The following is a 17,050-nucleotide window of genomic DNA, read 5'->3' as shown; positions in this document are numbered from 1 at the left end:
TGACGGGACATGCAGATAAAAAAAGCCCGACCTTGTTGTCGGGCTTTTGCTGTTTGGAGCAACCACGCACTCGCACTGACTGCGATATTGCCCGCAGCCTTATTCGCGCCACAGGCCGCCGCTCATCACCCTTTCGATAGCAAACGTCCGGTCGTGCACCAGCAGCAGATCCGCATCCTGCCCGACCCCGATACGCCCCTTGCTGCCAAGCCCCAGCGCCTGTGCCGGATTGCTCGTCACCGCGGCCAACGCCCTCTCCAGCGAGACACCGAGCCGGATCGCGCGCACACACTGCAGCCACAGGCTGACAATCTGACCACAGCGCATCTCGATTAGCCGCCCTTCGCCATCAAAGCGCGGCAGGCTGGCGTTGGCATCCGAGCTGAAGGTGATGCGATCGGCAGGCACGTTGGCAGCCAGCAGCTCGAGAAACGCATCGGCGGCAAGCCGCTCGCCATCCTCCAGCAGATCGGGAAAGCTCGAGGTGGTGAGGTCGACCCAACCTCCCGCCTTGCCCCACTCGATGGCCTCGGCAAAGAGCCAGGGGTTGCGGTTGCAGTGAGTGGGATAGAGCTGGCGCAGCGGAATATCGGTCTCATCGCGAAGAGCCCGCAGGGGCGCCAATGCCCCCTTGCCATCCCCGACATGAAAGAAGCTGACCCCGCCCTTGCCCGCAAGCAGCCCGGCCACCCGCGCCTCGCTGGCAAGCCTGGCCAGCTCATCGTGGGTCGGCGCACTGGATCTGTGGTCACTGATGGCCACCTCCCCCACCCCCAATACCTCGGGGATCAGGATGATGTCCGACTCCACCGTGCCGGTCAGGGTCTTGACCGGCAGATGGTAAGAGCCGGTATACATAAAGGCGCTCACCCCGGCGGCGCGAAACTCGCGCACCTTGCCGAGCACCTGCGCGGGAGTGCGGGTCAGGCTGTCGGTGCCAAGCGCCGCCACCAAGGTAGTGACGCCGGCCTTGAGCGCCTCGCTCGCCGCCAGCTCAGGGGTGCGAAAGGCAAAGCCCCCCTCCCCGCCGCCGCCGGTGATATGGGCCAGCGGATCCACCAACCCGGGCACCAGATAGCGGCCTCGACCATCGACCCTGTGCAGCGGCCAGTTTGTGGGCACCGTCAACCCCTTGCCCATCCAGGCAATGCGGCCATCGGCCACCAGCAGATCCTGCTGGCCAAGGTGGGTGGGGCTAAAGATCTCGGCCCCCTCGATCAGGGTCAACATGGCGATCCTCCTTGCACGATTGTCGCTTGCCCAATGAAAAGAGAGGGAGCAAGCTCCCTCCCCCCGTCAACCACCATATATATCGTACTTGAAGTACTTCTGGTTGATCTGCTGATAGGTGCCATTGGCACGCAGTGCCTTGATCGCCTCGTCCAGCTTGCCCTTGAGCTCCTTATCGCTCTTGCGCACGGCGATCCCCATACCATCACCAAACCACTGGCGATCGGTCAGGGCGGGCCCCACATAGTCGAACTTGTCGCCCCCCTCTTTGCCAAGGAGCCCCTGCTCAATGGCAGAGGCATCGGCCAGCAGGGCCAGCACCCGGCCCGCCTTCAGATCGAGATAGGCCTCATCGGCATTGCCGTAGCGGACGATGGTGACATTCGAGCCAAAATTGTCGGTCAGGTACTTGTCGTGGGTGGTGGCCCGCTGCACCCCGATGCGCTTGCCCGCCATGCCTTCCGGGGTCAGCGTCAGCTCGGTCCCCTTGGCCGCCACAAAGCGATTGGGAATATGGGTATATTTCTCGGTGAAATCGACCTTCTGGCGCCGCTCGTCGGTGATCGACATGGCGGCGATGATGGCATCGTATTTGCGCGACAGCAGGGCCGGGATCATGCCGTCCCAATCCTGCGCCACCAGCTCGCACTTGACCGCCATCTGCTGACACAGGGCGTTGGCGAGATCGATATCAAACCCCTTGATCTCGCCCGATGCATCGGTCCAGGAGAAGGGCGGGTAGGCCCCCTCCACCCCGAAGCGCACGGTTTTCCACTCCTTGGCCATGGCGGGGGTAGCCAGCAGGCTGGCAACAAACAGGGCTGAGAGGGTCAGTCTGATCTTCATCATGTGTACTCCATTACATAAAAAGCGCACAGGCGCGGGCAAGGCACCGCAGGCGAATGCATGCGATGACCAAAAGCGGCAAAATCTGGATGAGCGAGATCACGCCCAAGCGGGCGTCAGTGAACTGCTCCAGGGGTTCGATCTATTCGTCGAACCACTCGGAGAGATAGAAAGGCTTGAAGTAGAAGGCCAGAAAAAAGCCTCTGGCTTTGCGCATCATGGTGGTTTGTCGCGTCCTGTGACAAAGATGGCATCACCTTAGCACGCCCGAATTTTGCCCGGCAAGAGGCAGCCGCAGGGCAGTAGCAAAATCCCGATCATGGTCAAGGCGGGCGGGATCCGTTAGGCTCGAAGCACCTTGCCATCCCATAACAGACCCACAGCAACCGATGAATTTTCTGGCCCATCTCCATCTGGCTGCCCACACCCGAAGCTCCCTCACCGGCAATCTGCTCGGCGATTTCGTCAAAGGCACGCTGCCCACGGGGCTTGCCGCCCACTTCGATGAGGGGATCTGGCTACACCGCAAAATTGACGCTTTCACCGACAGCCACCCCGAGCACAAGGCGGCCGTCGCCTGTTTCGAGGCCCCCTGGCGCCGCTTTGGCGGCATAGTGGTGGATATGATCTACGACCACTGGCTGAGCCAGCACTGGCAAGCCTTCAGCGCAGATCCCCTGCCCCGCTTTCTCGCGCAGAGCTATGGCCAGCTGCTGGCTGATCACCACGTCTTGCCAGAGGGGTTGCCGCTTCCCCTCAAGCGGATGGCCGAGCAGAACTGGATCGCCTCCTATCAGCGCAAAGAGGGGCTGGCGCAGGCCCTCAATGGTATTGGCCGCCGGCTACGCCGCCCGATGCCGCTCGGCGATGCGCTGCTCACCCTTGATGAAGCGCAATGGCAAGGGTGCGAAGCAGGATTTCTGCGCTTCTACCCGCAACTGATGCACCACAGCGTGCAGCAGCTGGCCCTGCTCCGGGCAGATTCGGGTCTGGTATCACCGCCATAAAAAACGCCCCTTGCGGGGCGTTCTTCATTACGTAGCTTCACGTTACTTCTTGCATTACCTGGCTTCGTCTTTCTTCTTGCGAATGCTGAGGCCCAGTTCGCGGCCACGCAGACGGGCGTAGTAGATGGTGCCGACAAACGCGAGGGTGGTGAACAGCAGCTCCACCACCGCCAGCCAACGCTCCCCCTCATCCGTGGTGATCAGGGTCAGGGCGTGGAGGAAATAGGGCATCAGCACGAAGTTGCCCCAGGCGTGGGTGTAGGGGTTGCCCTGCACTATCCCCTTGAGGGGGAAGAGCAGCGGCACCGTCCAGATCACCGGCAACAGCCAGGGGTTGAGGTCGGGATGGGGCGAGAGCCACAGATGCCAAAGGATGACCCAGCCCAGCAGACCAAAGAAGCCGACCAGAGTCAGCAGACGAGCAAAGCGGGTGCTCACTTGAGGATCTCCAACACCAGCTCCGGTGGGCGACCAATGCGGGCCTGACCGTTTTTGATGACAATGGGACGCTCGATCAGCTTGGGATGCTGGTGCATGGCACGAATAAGGTCGTCGCCATTCACTTCGCCGAGGCCCAGCTCCTTGTAGAGATCCTCCTTGGTGCGCATCAGCTGGCGCGGGTCGCTAAAGCCGAGCAGGGTCAGCAGCTTGCGGATCTCCTCTTCACTCGGGGCCTGCTCCAGATAGAGCACCACATCAGGGGCGATCCCGTGCTGTTCCAGCAGAGCCAGGGTTTCGCGACTCTTGGAGCAGCGCGGATTGTGGTAGATTTGGGTCTCGCTCATGGTAACTCCCTGATTAATCGCAAGATGGGACTAGAAACGGCGCTATTGTAGGGGAAAGTGATGGTCAGGGTAAGCGGCAGTGGAAAGGAATTGAAACGAATTTGTTGGCTGATTGTGGCTGGCCTGCTGGGCGCTTGCACGCCCGCCCCCGAATTTACCGATGCCACAGGGCAGTCGGTCAGTCTGCGCCACTTTGCTGGCAAGCCGATCCTGGTCAACTACTTCGCCCCCTGGTGCGCTCCCTGCCTGCGGGAGATGCCGCGCCTCAACAGGCTGGCAGCGGAGGGCCAGATCACAGTGGTGGCCATCAACTACGACCCGACCACGCCAGCAGAGCTGGACAAGCTGGCTGCGCAGTATCACATCAAGGTGCCGCTCCTTATTGCCAATGAAGATGCCAGGCTCCCCTTCCCTCGCCCAAGCGGCCTGCCCACCAGCTATCTGCTCGATAGCGAGGGCAAGCTCAAGCAGACGCTGGTCGGCGAGCTCGACCAGCAGCAGATCGAGATGCTCAAGGCGACCGCCAGCAGCATGAGTCACTAGCCCATCGCTGTTATCACCGTCCCCCACATCAACGCCACCGCCATAAACAACAAGGGCGCACCACGGTGCGCCCTTGTTGTTTTGACCAATGGCAGTTTCGTTAGCCCTTGAGGCTGTCGAGATCCTTCTTGGCCCGCTCCAGCTCGGTGATGCGCGCCTCCAGACGAGCCAGGGTCATCCGGTCGCTGGTGGTACCGCGTGCCACGATCAGCTCGTCGATGGCCGCCTGATAATCCCCGCGCAGTGCGAGCATCTCGGCCCGCGCCATATGCAGCTCGGTCATTCTGCCCGCCTTGCGATAGGCATCGGCCAGCAGGTTCCAGGCCAGATTGTTCTCCTCATGGGCACGGGCATAGGGGTCGAGGATGGCGATGGACTTCTTGTAGTTGCCGCTCTCGAGGTAGGCGTTGCCGAGGTTGACCACCACCACTTCGTTATCCGGCATCCGGCTGCGGAACTTCTCGAGGCGCGCGATGGCCTGAGCACTGCGCCCCTTGGCCAGATCGATATCGGTCTGGGCATCGACGATAAAGAGATCTTCCGGATGACGGGCCGCCAGCTCCTGCATCAGGGTATCAGCCTCGTCGGTACGCTTGAGCTGGATCAGCGCCAGCGCCTTGCCATAGATGGCGGCATCCTTGAGCGGGTAATCCCCCTTCTGGATCCGGCTATCGAAGTAGCTCAGCAGCCCCTGCGGGGTATCGGTACCAAAACGCACCTGAATCCGCACCTTGGCCAGCCAGAAGTCGAGACTGGGCGGCAAGTCGCGGCGACCATAGCTGCCCGCCCGAGCGCGGGCCTCGCTGATCCGGGTCTCCGGCAGCGGGTGAGTGAGCAGCATTTCCGGCGGCTTGCTGGCGTAACGGTATTCGGCAGCCAGTTTCTGGAAGAAGTTGGCCATCCCCATGGGGTCGAAACCAGCATCATAAAGCGTCTTCATGCCGATGCGATCCGCTTCATATTCGTTGTCGCGGGTGTAGTTGATGGCCGACTGCATGGAGAGGCCCAGCGTAGTCTGCAGCGCGGCGATACCGGCAGTCGGGTTGATCACCGCCAGTGCGATGGAGCCCACCAGACCGGCCAGGGTCACCGCCGAGCTGCTCGCCTGCGCTTCCATATAACGGGCGATATGGCGTTGGGTCACGTGGGTGATTTCGTGGGCCAGTACCGAGGCGAGCTCGCTCTCGCTGTCGGCGTAGAGGAACAGGCCAGTGTGCACCTTGACTCGCCCGCCGAGGAAGGCGGCCGCGTTGATGCTGGGATCATTGATGAGGAAGAAGGTAAACGGGAAACGTACCCCATCGGCGTTGGTCAGCAATCGCTGACCCAGATCGTCGATGTACTGGCTCAGCACCGGATCATCGATGATCGGCAGACCCGCACGGGCAAAGCGCATAAAAGCATTGCCGTAACGCACTTCCTGCTCGATGGGCAGGGCAGCAACCCCGGCCGTGCCGATGTCGGGAAGCTGATTGTTGGCCTCGGCATGAAACGTGGCGCCCATCAGGGAAGCCAGCAGGGGAAGCGATGCCATCAGGGGGGAAAAACGTGCCACGTTATCTCTATCTCCATCAGAAAGGGCCTCGGCAGAATACCCTTGCCCATCAAGGGCTACAAGCGTTGTTTCACGCTCTTATCACGGCCATAATAGCGGCCACCTGCCTGATGGAGCCCCCATGGAAGTTCTCGACCTGACCCCCTGGCGTTGCCCCGAGCCGCTGATCCGGCTCAAGCTCTGGTTAAGAGAGGCCAAAAGCGGTCAAACTGTCACCATCCGGCTGGCCGATGCGGGCTCGCGGCAGGATATTCCGGCCTATCTGCACCGTCAGGGCCACCATGTCGAGATGCAGCAACAACCGGACAATACCCTCTCTTTGCGGTTGGTTGTCGGGGCGAAACAACCATCTTGAGCCCCAGTGATGTAAGGATGCAGTCATGTTAGAAGTATTGAAGCGCTGGTATCAGACCCGTTTTTCCGATCCCGATGCCGTTACCCTGTTCCTGTTGCTGGTGTTTGGCTTTGCGGTGCTATGGCTGTTTGGCGACCTGCTAGCTCCCCTGCTGGTGGCGCTGGTACTGGCCTATCTGCTGGAGTGGCCGGTCGCCCGGCTGCAAAAAACGGGGCTGTCGCGCACCCTGGCCACCAGCGTCATTCTGATCCTCTTTATTGCGGTAGCAGTCGCCTCCTTGCTGGGTCTTATCCCGACGCTGGTCAGTCAGGGGATCAATCTGGCCAAAGAGGCGCCGGCCATGCTGACCCACGCTCAGGATTATGTGCGCACCCTGCCGGACAAATACCCCGAGCTCATCGACGTCAGTCTGGTGGAGACCGTCATCGACAATATTCGCCAGCGCATCCTCAGCGGCGGCGAGCATCTGGTAAGCGCCTCCCTCAGTTCGCTGGTCAACGTGGTCGCCATCATGATCTACCTCATTCTGGTGCCGCTGATGGTCTTCTTTATGCTCAAAGACAAGCGGGTACTGATGGGCAGCCTGCGCCGCTTCCTGCCGCGCAACCGCACCCTAGTCAACCGGGTGTGGGTCGAGATGAACAACCAGATCATCAACTACATCCGCGGCAAGGTGATCGAGATCCTCATCGTCGGCATCGCCACCTATGTCCCCTTCGCCCTGATGGGACTGCGCTACTCGGTGCTGCTGGCGGTCGCGGTCGGCTTCTCGGTGCTGATCCCTTATATCGGCGCCGCCGTGGTGACCGTACCGGTCGCCATGGTCGCCCTGTTCCAGTGGGGGCTCACCCCCGAGTTCGCCTGGCTGATGGTGGCCTATCTGGTCATTCAGGCTCTCGATGGCAACCTGCTGGTACCTGTGCTTTTCTCGGAAGCGGTCAACCTCCATCCGGTGGCCATCATCATCGCCGTGCTGGTCTTCGGCGGCTTGTGGGGATTCTGGGGAGTCTTCTTCGCCATTCCCCTCGCCACCCTGGTCAAGGCGGTGATCAATGCCTGGCCAAAACGTGAAGAGATGCCCGGTGCCGCAAAATAACCTGCTTCCCCTGCAATCGTGACAAAGGAGTGTCCATGACCTTTTTTCGTCAAATCAGAGCGGTAGGGCTGACGGCCCTGCTCCTCGCTGCCGCCCTGCCCGCCCGCGCCGATATCGACCTTGGCTCCATGGATCTGCTCACCAGCGACAGCCCCACCAGCCCGGTGCCACAAGGCTTTGTCGCCGGTGCGGCGCTCATCGGGGGACAAGCCCGCTATGAGGCGCAGGATAATGCCACCTACGCCATCCCGGGCTTTATCTATTTCGGCAAGCAGTTCATGTTTCTCGGCGATCGGGCGCGCTACTACTTCCACAAGGATGAGAACCTCGCTCTGTACGGCTATGGCCGGGTGCGGTTTGGCAATCTGGATCCCGAGGATGCTCCGGCCTTTACTGGCATGGAACAGCGCAAATGGCAGCTGGAAGGCGGGATAGGTGGCAACATCATCACTCCCTACGCCCTGCTGACCGTGCGGGCCAACAGCGATATCACCGGCCGCAGCAAGGGTCAGGAGCTGCTGCTGTGGGCCGACTTCCCCATCCAGCGCGACAACCTGCTCATCATGCCGGGGATGGGGGTGATGCTGCGCAGCGACAAGATGGCCAACTACTACTTCGGCGGCATCTCCGAGAGCGAGGCCACCGCCCAGCGGCCAGCCTGGGATACGGGGTCAACCCTCTCCCCCATGGCGGCCCTCATCACCAGCTACCGCTTCAGCCCCAACTGGATTGGCATGTTTGCCATGAACTACGAATGGTATGATCGGGACATCAAAAACAGCCCCATCGTCCAGCACGATGGCGAGCTCTATGCGGGTTTTGCGCTGGGCTATATCTGGTAACGGTTATGAGCCTTGAACAGTGAGACACGACCAAACAAAAGGGAGCCCTCGGCTCCCTTTTTCACGGCCATCATCAGGCTGGTAGTACAGCCTGCTCAAGCTGCCTATTCAGGCTTACAGCGCCGCCAGAAACCCGGCCAGCTGCTGATTGACGAAGGCCGGATTTTCCAACGACGAGATGTGGCCAGCCATCGGGATCTCCCTGAACGGGCAACCCAGCACCTCGGCCATCAGATAGCCCTCCAGCACCGGGCGCGCCTTGTCCTCGCAGCCGGTCATCACCAAGGCAGGAGTGGTGATCTCCTCCAGCCACTCGATGCGATCCTCGCGGGTCACAAAGCTGCGGCCCACCGCCACCATGGCGGCAATCTTATCCTTTGGCCAGGCGGCAAGGCGCGCCTTGAAACCGCTCATCAGCGCCTCATCAGGCTGATTGGCAAAAAAGAGCGGCGCCACCTGTTCGACGATGGGCGCCGGCACGGTGCCGAGCTGCTCGATCATCGCCAGCATGCCGAGGTAGCGCTCGCAGGTGATCTGCGGTTCCAGGCCGACAAAACTGTCCATCAGCACCAGCCCCTTGAGGCGGTTTGGCACCATGCGCGCCAGCTCAACACCCCACATGCCGCCGATGGAGAGGCCCACCAACACGAACTCCTCAATGCCGAGGGCATCGAGCAGCGCCAGGTGATCCCGCGCCAGCGTCGCCAGGGTGCAGCCACCTTCGGGGAGCAGGTCGGAATCACCGTGGCCCCACAGCTCGGGAACGATGCAGCGATAGCTGCCCTTGAGCGCCTCGATTTGCGGCGCCCACATGGCGCTGTCCCACAGATAGCTGTGACCAAACAGCAGTACCGGCCCTTGCCCTTCATCCAGATAGGCCATCCGGCGGCCCGCTATCTCCATAAAATGCTTCATGTTATCTCCTGTTGCCAGCGATGGGCGGGCAGTGTATCACGTCCCCCTTGGCAGGTGACGCCTCCCTGGTGCAAGCTGGCAGTGACTCAAAGAAGTCACCCATGAAAGGATGCCAAAAGGAGAAGCCCATGGCGAAGGAGAAGAGCAAGAAGCGGCCACGTCTGGACAAGAAGTGCTACGAGCACCACCTTGCCCATCTGCAGGAGGAGCTGGTCAAGCTGCAGGAGTGGGTCAAGCAGGAGGGGCTGAAGGTAGTGGTGCTGTTCGAAGGACGGGACGCCGCCGGTAAAGGGGGCGTCATCAAGGCGATTACCGAACCGCTCAACCCCCGGGTCTGCCGGGTCACGGCGCTGCCCGCCCCCTCCGATCGGGAGCGCTCCCAGTGGTACTTTCAGCGTTATGTGGCCCACCTGCCCGCCGCTGGCGAGATGGTGCTGTTTGACCGCTCCTGGTACAACCGGGCCGGAGTCGAGCGGGTGATGGGATTTTGCAGCGACGCCGAGTATCGCGAGTTTCTGCGCGCCTGCCCCGAGTTTGAGCGGATGCTGATCCGCTCCGGCATCACCTTGATCAAATACTGGTTCTCGGTCAGTGACGAGGAGCAGGAGAAGCGCTTTAAAGAGCGGATCAACACCCCCATCAAGCGCTGGAAATTCAGCCCGATGGATTTGCAGTCCCGCTCGCGCTGGGTGGAATACTCCCGCGCCAAGGATGACATGTTCACCTACACCGACACCGAGGATTGTCCCTGGTTCGTGGTGGAGGCGGACGACAAGCGCCGTGCCCGCCTCAACTGCATCGCCCATCTGCTGAGCAAGGTGCCCTACGAGGCGATCCACTACGAGCCCATCAAGCTCCCCCCCATCAAGACCGAAGGGTATGAGCGCCCGCCGCTGGCCAGCCAGACCTTTGTGCCCGATATTACCGCCGAACTCGAGGCTTGAAGCGGGTTACCTTGCCTACCTGCATGTTCAAATCGCAGGCAATAAAAAGCCGGTCTGACGACCGGCAAAAAGGCATTGATTATTAAGAAAGGAAAACCGGCACAACAAAAAATCAGGTACGGATATATTTGGCGGTACGGGGGAACGCCTGCTCCTTGGCATCGAACAGGTAGCAGGCTTCGGCCGGGATACCCACGCTGTAGGTCTGACCGGTCGCCACATCCACATCCGAGGTGGCCTTGACGGTAAAGTCGTGACCATCCACATCCATATAAACGAAGGACTCGGCACCCAGGTGCTCGGCCACCTGCACGGTCCCGCTCACCTTGCTGTGCGCATGGGGGTGATCCAGCGGCATCAGGTGCTCGGGGCGAATACCCAGCTCCACCTTGTCACCCACAGCGCCACTGCGGGCATCGACCCGGGCACGCACGGTATCGCCAGAGGTCAACTTGACCAGGCACTCCTGCTCGCCAATCTCCAGCAACTCGCCCGCCAGGAAGTTCATCTTGGGAGAGCCGATAAAGCCCGCCACGAACTTGTTGTCCGGGTTGTGGTAGAGATCCAGCGGTGAACCGAACTGCTCCAGGTTGGTGGCAGCTTCGGCCTTGAGCGGGCTCAGCACCACAATCTTGTCGGCCAGGGTCATCGCTTCCACCTGATCGTGGGTCACGTAGATGATGGTGGAGTTAAGCTCTTTGTGCAGCTTGGCGATCTCGATCCGCATCTTGACCCGCAGCGCGGCATCCAGGTTGGACAAGGGTTCGTCAAACAGGAACACCTGCGGCTGCTGCACGATGGAGCGACCGATGGCGACCCGCTGACGCTGACCACCGGAGAGCGCCTTGGGCTTTCTGTCCAGCAGCGGCTCAAGACCCAGGATCTCGGCGGCGCGCATCACCCGCTTGTGGATGTTCTCTTTGTCCATCTTCTTGAGCTTCAGACCAAAGGCCATGTTCTCGTAGATGTTCATGTGGGGATAGAGGGCGTAGGACTGGAACACCATGCCAACGTTGCGCTCTACCGGCGGCACATCGTTCATGTAGCGACCGCCGATGGTCAGCTCACCGCTGGTGATGTCTTCCAGACCCGCGATCATCCGCAGCAGGGTGGATTTGCCACAGCCGGACGGGCCGACGAAGACAATGAACTCCCCTTCCTTGATGGAGAGGTTGATGTTGCGCAGGGTGTCCTTGTGAACAGCCGGATCGTAATTTTTGCGAACGTTGTTGAGTACTACTTCAGCCATGACGAGCTCCGCTCTTGAATCTTTGCAAATCGTGATAGCGGGGGGAGTCAGCTCCCCCGGCCATAAACTTAACCTTTCACACCACCTGCAGTCAGACCGCCAACCAACCAGCGCTGTGCCAACAGGAAGACCACTGTGATGGGGAAACCGGAGAGCACTGCAGCCGCCGCGAAATCACCCCACAGATAGTTCTGCGGATAGAGGTACTGCTGGGCCCCGACCGCCAGGGTCAGATTGTTCACATCCTGCAGCAGGATGGAGGCCATGGGCACCTCGGTAATGGAACCGATAAAGGCCAGAATAAACACTACCGCCAGGATGGGCACCGACAGAGGCAACAGGATCAGACGGAATGCCTGCCACGGGGTCGCCCCATCGATGGCCGCCGCCTCCTCCAGGGAGGAGTCGATGGTCTCGAAGTAGCCCTTGATGGTCCAGACGTGGAGGGCAATCCCCCCCATGTACGCCAGGATCAGGCCACCGTGGGTGTTGAGACCGAGCCAGGGGATGTAGTCACCAATCTTGTTAAAGAGCGCGTAGATGGCTACCAGTGCCAGCACTGCCGGGAACATCTGGAAAATCAGCATGCCCTGCAGGATGGTGGACTTGCCACGAAAACGCAGGCGGGCAAAGGCGTAAGCACAGGTGGTGGAGAGCGTCACGATCATCAGGGCAGTGATGCCGGCGATCTTGATGGAGTTCCACAACCAGGTCAGCACCGGGAACGGCGGCGGCGTGATGCTGCCGTCGGCGTTGGTGATGGACATGCCCAGCGCCAGCTTCCAGTGATCCAGCGTCGGATTGGAGGGGATGATCTCCCCTACCGCGAAGTTACCGTTACGGAACGAGATGGCGATAACCATGATCAACGGGAAGATGATCAGCGCCAGGAAGCCCCACATGACCAGGTGGGTTGCCCACACCCGGTATTTGACTGATTTGGGTTGTACGATTGCCATGTTGAAGCCTCCTTACAGCTGCTTGTCGGCTTTGGACAATTTCAGGTTGAGCAGCGCCAGCGCACCTACGATGAGGAAGATAGCTGTGGCGATGGCACTGGCCAGACCGTAGTCCTGACCACCAGATCCCTGGAACGCAATCCGGTAGGTATAACTCACCAGCAAGTCGGTGGTACCGGCCGGGGTGCTGGCGCCGATGATGTCGGGCGCACCGTTGGTCAACAACTGGATAAGCACGAAGTTGTTGAAGTTGAACGCGAACGAGGCAATCAACAGGGGTGTCAGCGGCTTCATCAGCAGCGGCACGGTGATCTTGAAGAAGTTCTGTACCGGACCGGCACCGTCCATGGCGGACGCTTCATAGAGATCTTCCGGAATGGCTTTGAGCAGGCCCATGCAGAGGATCATCATGTAGGGGTAGCCGAGCCAGGTGTTGACAATCAGGATCATCACCTTGGCCAGGAAGGGGTTGGTATACCAGTCCGGCTTGATGCCAAACGCCGCTTCCAGGAACATGTTGATCTCACCGAAGTTCTGGTTGAACAACCCCTTGAACACCAGGATGGAGATAAACGCCGGGATCGCATAGGGCAGGATCAACATGACCCGATAGAAACCGCGCCCCTTGAGCTCTTCCCACTGCACCAGACAGGCCAGCACCATGCCGATAGCCAAGGTGAAAGCGACGGAGCAGGTTGAGAAGATCACGGTCCAGATGAAGATCTGCAGGAAGGGTGACTGGATGCCCGGATCGGTGACGATGCGCGCGAAGTTCTTCCAACCGACGCTCACCACAAAGCCCGGAGCAATACCCTTGCCGACAAACTGACCCTGTTCGTCGATGTACTGATAGAAGCCGGTCTCGCCATTGGGCAGCATCAGCTCGCCATTCTGGGTATCACGCAGCAGGTTGCTGTCTTTGATCACCACGCCGGACTTGAGCACGGCACCATCCATCAGACGGGTGTAGTGCTGCTTCTGGGCGGCAAACTTGCGCAGGCTGCTCAGGGTCAGGTGGGTACCGCCATCCGGCAGTACCAGATCAAGGTCACTCAGGTGAGTACGATGCTCAACAATGGCGCGGATCGGTGCGGCCTTGCTGGCCGCTTCGCCAGTGAAGGGCTGCAGCTCGACCACTTGCTGGGTGTTCTGCACACGGCCCTCGCGGGACGCCAGCTCACGGGCCTTGTTGGTCATCAGGGAAACAGGTTGGCTGATAAAGGATTGATCATCCTGTGTCAGCAGCAGCTGGAACTGGCCGTTGTCGCCACCCAGCAGGGTAAAATCGAATTCACCGCCCGCCACCTTGTAGGTTTTCTTCAGGTGGTAGTCCCGCGCCTGCTCCACGGAGAGCAAGTTGGACCCCGAATAGTTGGTGAAGGCAATGCCAATGGTGTAGGCAAGAGGGAAGATGATAAACACAACCATGCCCGCAACACCCGGAAAGATGTAGCGATGGGCATAGGTCTTCTTGTTCATGAAGACATACAGACCGACGGAAACCACCACCAGATCCAGCAGCGCGAATACCCACTCGCCACTGGCGTACATCATCACGGCTGCGTAGCCGTTGAGGATGGCAACCAGGGCCGCTATGGTCCACTTAAGCCAGGTGTGCTTATCCTTCGGACCGGCATAGGACTCAACAGAAGGTACTACTTCCATGCCAATTAACCTTTATAACGCCAAGAGAGATTTGAGAGAGTGGGAGGCCATGACGGCCTCCCGGGTAGTGCGTGCTTACTGAACGATACGCTTGGCAGCGGTATCCAGAGCTTCGTCAACACCCTGACGACCGGAGGTCACGTTCTTGAGGGCAGTTTCGAAGGAAGACCAGAAACGGCTCATCTCGGGAACGGATGGCATCGGCTCGCCAGCCTGGGCGTTCAGCATGGTGGCCTTGATGTGCGGATCGGATTCCAGGGTCTTCTGGAAGGATTTCAGCGCAACGGCACCCAGCGGCTTGTCGGCGTTAACCGGCGCCAGACCGGCATCGGTCAGCAGGTAGTTTTCCAGGAACTCGATAGCCAGATCCTTGTTCGGGCTGGCGGCGTTGATGGTGGCACCCAGTACGCCAACGAAGGCTTTGGCCGGCTTGCCGTTCAGGGTCGGCAGCGGCGCTACGCCGTACTTGATGCCGCTCTTGTCCAGGTTGCTCCAGGCCCAGGGACCATTGATCATCATGGCCACTTCGCCCTTGTTGAACTTGGCGTCCATCACACCGTAGTCGATGCCTTTTTCCAGGTGACCGGACTTGATCATCTCGGAGATGTAGCCCACGCCCATCTTGGCACCTGCGTTGTTCACGCCGGTATCTTTGACGTCATAACCGGTAGCGGTTTTCTTGAAGGCGTAACCACCGTTGGCAGCCACCAGCGGATAACTGAAGTACGGGGTGTCATAAGCCCACATGATGGCGCGCTTGCCGTTTTTCTTCAGAGTCTCGTCAATCTTGGCGATCTCTTCGAAGGTTTTCGGCGGCTCGGGCAGCAGGTCCTTGTTATAGATCAGGCTGACGGCTTCCATGGCAACCGGGTAGCCATAGGTTTTGCCATCAACAGTCATGGCATCCCATGCCAGCTGTTCAAATTTGCCTTTGGTGGCAGCGTTCGGCGTTACCGGAACCAGCAAACCGGCTTTGACCCACTCACCGTAACGGTCGTGAGCCCAGAAGAAGATGTCCGGGCCGTTGCCAGTGGCGGCGGCTTGCTGGAATTTCACTTCAACCTGATCCGGGTGAGCCACAGTAACCTTGATGCCGGTTTCTGCTTCAAACTTCTTACCCACTTCAGCCAGACCGTTGTATCCCTTGTCACCGTTGATCCAGATGGTCAGCTGGCCTTCATCGATGGCAGCAGTAGCAGAGCAAGCGACGCCAAGAGTGGCCAGACCGATCAGGGATGACAGCAATTTCTTTTTCATGAGCCTTTCCTTGTATTAGTTCCGCGCTGTAAGAGCATTGTGTGCGAGATGAATATTATCCCAAGCGGCAAACGGCTCACATGACGCAACTCGCATTTTTGAAATGCAATTACGTATTTCCTTCCAGAAAGTTTTGAAAACATTTTCTTATTTCAGGGGATTACGGCCATTTATCGGCTTAATTCCAGACAACCACAGAATAATAATTACCAAAATGAAATAAAATTTCATGAATGAAAGGGTTTTCACCTCAATGAAAACCCTTTCAGGTGGTTTATTTTGTTTGATTTGTTAACAAAGTACCGCGCCAGTTTCGAGGTCTGCCCGGGCGCAATAAAAAAAGAGACCCCGCCGTGGCGGAGTCTCTTTTTGCGAGAAATGACGAGTTGATCACACTCGGGAGCATGACTACGACTGGCGCAGCAGCTGATCCTTAAGATTGGGCGGCACACCCTTGATGGTCAGGGTGTCGGTCTGGGGGTCGTAAAAGATCCGGCTGTTCAACAACTTCTGCTCAAAGCTCAGAGTCAGACCGCCGCCGGAGCCAACAAACTTGGTCAAACCACGCAAGGTAGAGCGATCTGCCGGGAAGCGCTCTTCCAGCTCATACTCCTGACCAATAAAGCTGTAAAAATCTAGGTCACCGTCACCGGGCAATTCTGCAGACAGCTCCTTGATTTCGATCTCTTCACCGGCACTCGCCTGTTCGGTGCAATATTTGAAGACCTGCTTTTTATAGTCATTGCGCTCGGTCGGTTCGAGCTGACGACTGTCGCAATAATCTTCGACCGCCTGCAGCAAGCCTTTATTTTGTACCTTGGCATCCATGCCCTCGCGGGCACCCAGCAGATCCATAAAGAAGTCGCCCAGTTTGCGACCAATGCGCCCCTTGCTGAAGGTGATATAGCGGCGCGAATCAGGTTGGGTTTTCCATTCGGTCAAATCAATGCGGGCCACCAGATTGAGTTTGCCGATATCCAGATACTGGATATGGCGCAATTCCAGCGCTTCGCTGACGGTGACGCTCTCCTTGCCCTCCAGCAGAGCAATCAGCAGATAATCGACCCCGACGTAGTTATATTTGGCAAACAGCAGCACCCCCTGCTCATCGAGGGCGTGCTCCACCAGCTGCTTGACCAGCATCTGGGTCACGGTGACCGAGAAGGGAACGAATTCGGTCTGCTCGTCGAGTAGCTGTTCGAGGGCGATACGAAATGCGGGTGAAGGCTGCTTGGGAGCCTCTTCACCGTCGGCCAGCTCGGCGACGGCCGTTTCGGGGTCGGCAAAGAAGCCAAAGCCCTTGCCACCCTTGCCGTTATAGATCCGATGCAGTTCCGCCATCAGTCCCTGTACCGCCTCATCAGGGGGCAGGGTCTGGCTGCGGGTATCGGCGTGGGGTTGACCATCGCCGCCCTGGCGCAAGGAGTGAAGAATGATCTTGTCGATATCGAGACTCATGTCACAAAGCCATAGTGTTAGCCGAAAGGGTGAAGTATTATAAGGCGCTTTGAACCGAGATGAACTGAAGATTATGCCTATCGTATCAAAGTACAATAACGAGCAATTTGACGCCCTGATGAACGACCTGATCACCGCGCTGGAAAAGCATAAAGCGCCGGTAGATCTCAGCCTTATGGTGCTTGGCAATCTGACCACCAATATCATCAACGGTATGGCACCGGCCCAGCGCCAGGCCATCACTGAAAAGTTTGTCCAGGCCCTGACCGCATCGGTCGATAATCGCCACGACGCACACTGAGTCCCCGACTCTGTTGATTTGACGTTTCTCAACGCAGATGGAT

The 17,050-nt window shown here is 59.1% G+C and carries 18 protein-coding genes; 7 read left to right on the top strand and 11 right to left on the bottom strand.

Annotated elements, in window-relative coordinates:
* Positions 1-99: 99 nt before the first annotated feature.
* Both iadA and VF684_RS15415 read right to left on the bottom strand, forming a co-directional pair.
* Positions 100-1,230 (bottom strand): beta-aspartyl-peptidase, encoded by a 1,131-nt coding sequence (iadA, locus tag VF684_RS15420; RefSeq protein ID WP_139731395.1) that lies wholly within the window; start codon positions 1,228-1,230, stop codon positions 100-102.
* Between the two features lie 66 nt (positions 1,231-1,296).
* Positions 1,297-2,079: an ABC transporter substrate-binding protein gene (locus VF684_RS15415; RefSeq protein WP_139731394.1), complete on the bottom strand. Its 783-nt coding sequence runs from the start codon at positions 2,077-2,079 to the stop codon at positions 1,297-1,299.
* 386 nt (positions 2,080-2,465) lie between these two features.
* On the opposite strand from VF684_RS15415, the gene VF684_RS15410 reads away from it, so the two are divergent.
* Positions 2,466-3,083: an ACP phosphodiesterase gene (locus VF684_RS15410; protein ID WP_139731392.1), complete on the top strand. Its 618-nt coding sequence runs from the start codon at positions 2,466-2,468 to the stop codon at positions 3,081-3,083.
* 54 nt (positions 3,084-3,137) lie between these two features.
* Here the strand turns inward: VF684_RS15410 and VF684_RS15405 are convergent, their stop codons facing one another.
* Positions 3,138-3,521 carry a DUF2069 domain-containing protein gene (locus VF684_RS15405; protein WP_041209367.1) on the bottom strand — a complete coding sequence of 128 codons (384 nt, stop codon included), beginning with the start codon at positions 3,519-3,521 and terminating at the stop codon, positions 3,138-3,140.
* The gene (gene arsC, locus VF684_RS15400; RefSeq protein WP_041209366.1) at positions 3,518-3,868 is read right to left on the bottom strand and encodes an arsenate reductase (glutaredoxin); all 351 of its coding nucleotides are present in this window, start codon (positions 3,866-3,868) and stop codon (positions 3,518-3,520) included. Before arsC ends, VF684_RS15405 begins: the two co-directional genes overlap by 4 nt.
* A 60-nt stretch (positions 3,869-3,928) precedes the next feature.
* Between arsC and VF684_RS15395 the strand changes: the two genes are divergently transcribed.
* Positions 3,929-4,411, top strand: coding sequence for a TlpA family protein disulfide reductase (locus VF684_RS15395; protein ID WP_139731389.1), 483 nt, complete (start codon positions 3,929-3,931; stop codon positions 4,409-4,411).
* A gap of 100 nt (positions 4,412-4,511) precedes the next feature.
* On the opposite strand, the gene VF684_RS15390 is transcribed toward VF684_RS15395, so the two are convergent.
* On the bottom strand, positions 4,512-5,966 hold the full coding sequence (locus VF684_RS15390; RefSeq protein WP_005333848.1) for a beta-barrel assembly-enhancing protease: 1,455 nt from the start codon (positions 5,964-5,966) through the stop codon (positions 4,512-4,514).
* Positions 5,967-6,087: 121 nt separating this feature from the next.
* On the opposite strand from VF684_RS15390, the gene VF684_RS15385 reads away from it, so the two are divergent.
* Genes VF684_RS15385 through VF684_RS15375 form a run of 3 tightly spaced genes read left to right on the top strand, consistent with a single transcriptional unit; the run spans position 6,088 to position 8,259 of the window.
* Positions 6,088-6,321, top strand: a complete 234-nt coding sequence (locus tag VF684_RS15385; protein ID WP_139731387.1) for a sulfurtransferase TusA family protein — start codon at positions 6,088-6,090, stop codon at positions 6,319-6,321.
* Between the two features lie 25 nt (positions 6,322-6,346).
* A complete protein-coding gene (locus tag VF684_RS15380) occupies positions 6,347-7,417 on the top strand; it encodes an AI-2E family transporter (protein ID WP_139731385.1) in 1,071 nt (356 codons plus the stop codon).
* 35 nt (positions 7,418-7,452) lie between these two features.
* Positions 7,453-8,259, top strand: coding sequence for a MipA/OmpV family protein (locus tag VF684_RS15375; protein ID WP_107684432.1), 807 nt, complete (start codon positions 7,453-7,455; stop codon positions 8,257-8,259).
* A gap of 114 nt (positions 8,260-8,373) precedes the next feature.
* Here VF684_RS15375 and VF684_RS15370 read toward each other — a convergent pair whose 3' ends face one another.
* Positions 8,374-9,174: an alpha/beta fold hydrolase gene (locus VF684_RS15370; protein ID WP_064339942.1), complete on the bottom strand. Its 801-nt coding sequence runs from the start codon at positions 9,172-9,174 to the stop codon at positions 8,374-8,376.
* Positions 9,175-9,302: 128 nt separating this feature from the next.
* Between VF684_RS15370 and ppk2 the strand changes: the two genes are divergently transcribed.
* Entirely contained in the window at positions 9,303-10,118 is an 816-nt protein-coding gene (gene ppk2, locus VF684_RS15365) for a polyphosphate kinase 2 (protein WP_005361444.1), read from the top strand.
* Between the two features lie 112 nt (positions 10,119-10,230).
* Here the strand turns inward: ppk2 and VF684_RS15360 are convergent, their stop codons facing one another.
* From VF684_RS15360 to yejK, 5 genes are all read right to left on the bottom strand, one after another.
* Positions 10,231-11,367, bottom strand: a complete 1,137-nt coding sequence (locus tag VF684_RS15360) for an ABC transporter ATP-binding protein (RefSeq protein ID WP_064339941.1) — start codon at positions 11,365-11,367, stop codon at positions 10,231-10,233.
* 68 nt (positions 11,368-11,435) lie between these two features.
* Complete coding sequence (malG, locus tag VF684_RS15355; RefSeq protein ID WP_005333868.1) at positions 11,436-12,326, bottom strand: maltose ABC transporter permease MalG; 891 nt, start codon at positions 12,324-12,326, stop codon at positions 11,436-11,438.
* 12 nt (positions 12,327-12,338) lie between these two features.
* On the bottom strand, positions 12,339-13,991 hold the full coding sequence (gene malF / locus VF684_RS15350) for a maltose ABC transporter permease MalF (RefSeq protein WP_005333870.1): 1,653 nt from the start codon (positions 13,989-13,991) through the stop codon (positions 12,339-12,341).
* A 75-nt stretch (positions 13,992-14,066) separates the two neighbouring features.
* Entirely contained in the window at positions 14,067-15,248 is a 1,182-nt protein-coding gene (malE, locus tag VF684_RS15345) for a maltose/maltodextrin ABC transporter substrate-binding protein MalE (protein ID WP_005333871.1), read from the bottom strand.
* Positions 15,249-15,656: 408 nt separating this feature from the next.
* The gene (gene yejK / locus VF684_RS15340) at positions 15,657-16,706 is read right to left on the bottom strand and encodes a nucleoid-associated protein YejK (protein WP_162516181.1); all 1,050 of its coding nucleotides are present in this window, start codon (positions 16,704-16,706) and stop codon (positions 15,657-15,659) included.
* Between the two features lie 73 nt (positions 16,707-16,779).
* On the opposite strand from yejK, the gene VF684_RS15335 reads away from it, so the two are divergent.
* Complete coding sequence (locus tag VF684_RS15335) at positions 16,780-17,007, top strand: YejL family protein (RefSeq protein WP_005333874.1); 228 nt, start codon at positions 16,780-16,782, stop codon at positions 17,005-17,007.
* Positions 17,008-17,050 lie beyond the last annotated feature (43 nt).

The sequence above is a fragment of the Aeromonas sp. Lyrl_2 genome (assembly GCF_051948815.1).
GTDB lineage: Bacteria > Pseudomonadota > Gammaproteobacteria > Enterobacterales > Aeromonadaceae > Aeromonas > Aeromonas veronii.
The sequence above is the reverse complement of the archived record's forward strand: the minus strand, read 5'-3'. Positions and strand labels throughout refer to the sequence as shown.

Bases quoted from the DNA above. Each gene is read 5' to 3' on its own strand.
- iadA (WP_139731395.1), bottom strand. From the start codon at position 1,230: ATGTTGACCCTGATCGAGGGGGCCGAGATCTTTAGCCCCACCCACCTT.
- VF684_RS15415 (WP_139731394.1), bottom strand. From the start codon at position 2,079: ATGATGAAGATCAGACTGACCCTCTCAGCCCTGTTTGTTGCCAGCCTG.
- VF684_RS15410 (WP_139731392.1), top strand. From the start codon at position 2,466: ATGAATTTTCTGGCCCATCTCCATCTGGCTGCCCACACCCGAAGCTCC.
- arsC (WP_041209366.1), bottom strand. From the start codon at position 3,868: ATGAGCGAGACCCAAATCTACCACAATCCGCGCTGCTCCAAGAGTCGC.
- VF684_RS15395 (WP_139731389.1), top strand. From the start codon at position 3,929: ATGGTCAGGGTAAGCGGCAGTGGAAAGGAATTGAAACGAATTTGTTGG.
- VF684_RS15385 (WP_139731387.1), top strand. From the start codon at position 6,088: ATGGAAGTTCTCGACCTGACCCCCTGGCGTTGCCCCGAGCCGCTGATC.
- VF684_RS15380 (WP_139731385.1), top strand. From the start codon at position 6,347: ATGTTAGAAGTATTGAAGCGCTGGTATCAGACCCGTTTTTCCGATCCC.
- VF684_RS15375 (WP_107684432.1), top strand. From the start codon at position 7,453: ATGACCTTTTTTCGTCAAATCAGAGCGGTAGGGCTGACGGCCCTGCTC.
- VF684_RS15370 (WP_064339942.1), bottom strand. From the start codon at position 9,174: ATGAAGCATTTTATGGAGATAGCGGGCCGCCGGATGGCCTATCTGGAT.
- ppk2 (WP_005361444.1), top strand. From the start codon at position 9,303: ATGGCGAAGGAGAAGAGCAAGAAGCGGCCACGTCTGGACAAGAAGTGC.
- VF684_RS15360 (WP_064339941.1), bottom strand. From the start codon at position 11,367: ATGGCTGAAGTAGTACTCAACAACGTTCGCAAAAATTACGATCCGGCT.
- malG (WP_005333868.1), bottom strand. From the start codon at position 12,326: ATGGCAATCGTACAACCCAAATCAGTCAAATACCGGGTGTGGGCAACC.
- malF (WP_005333870.1), bottom strand. From the start codon at position 13,991: ATGGAAGTAGTACCTTCTGTTGAGTCCTATGCCGGTCCGAAGGATAAG.
- malE (WP_005333871.1), bottom strand. From the start codon at position 15,248: ATGAAAAAGAAATTGCTGTCATCCCTGATCGGTCTGGCCACTCTTGGC.
- yejK (WP_162516181.1), bottom strand. From the start codon at position 16,706: ATGAGTCTCGATATCGACAAGATCATTCTTCACTCCTTGCGCCAGGGC.
- VF684_RS15335 (WP_005333874.1), top strand. From the start codon at position 16,780: ATGCCTATCGTATCAAAGTACAATAACGAGCAATTTGACGCCCTGATG.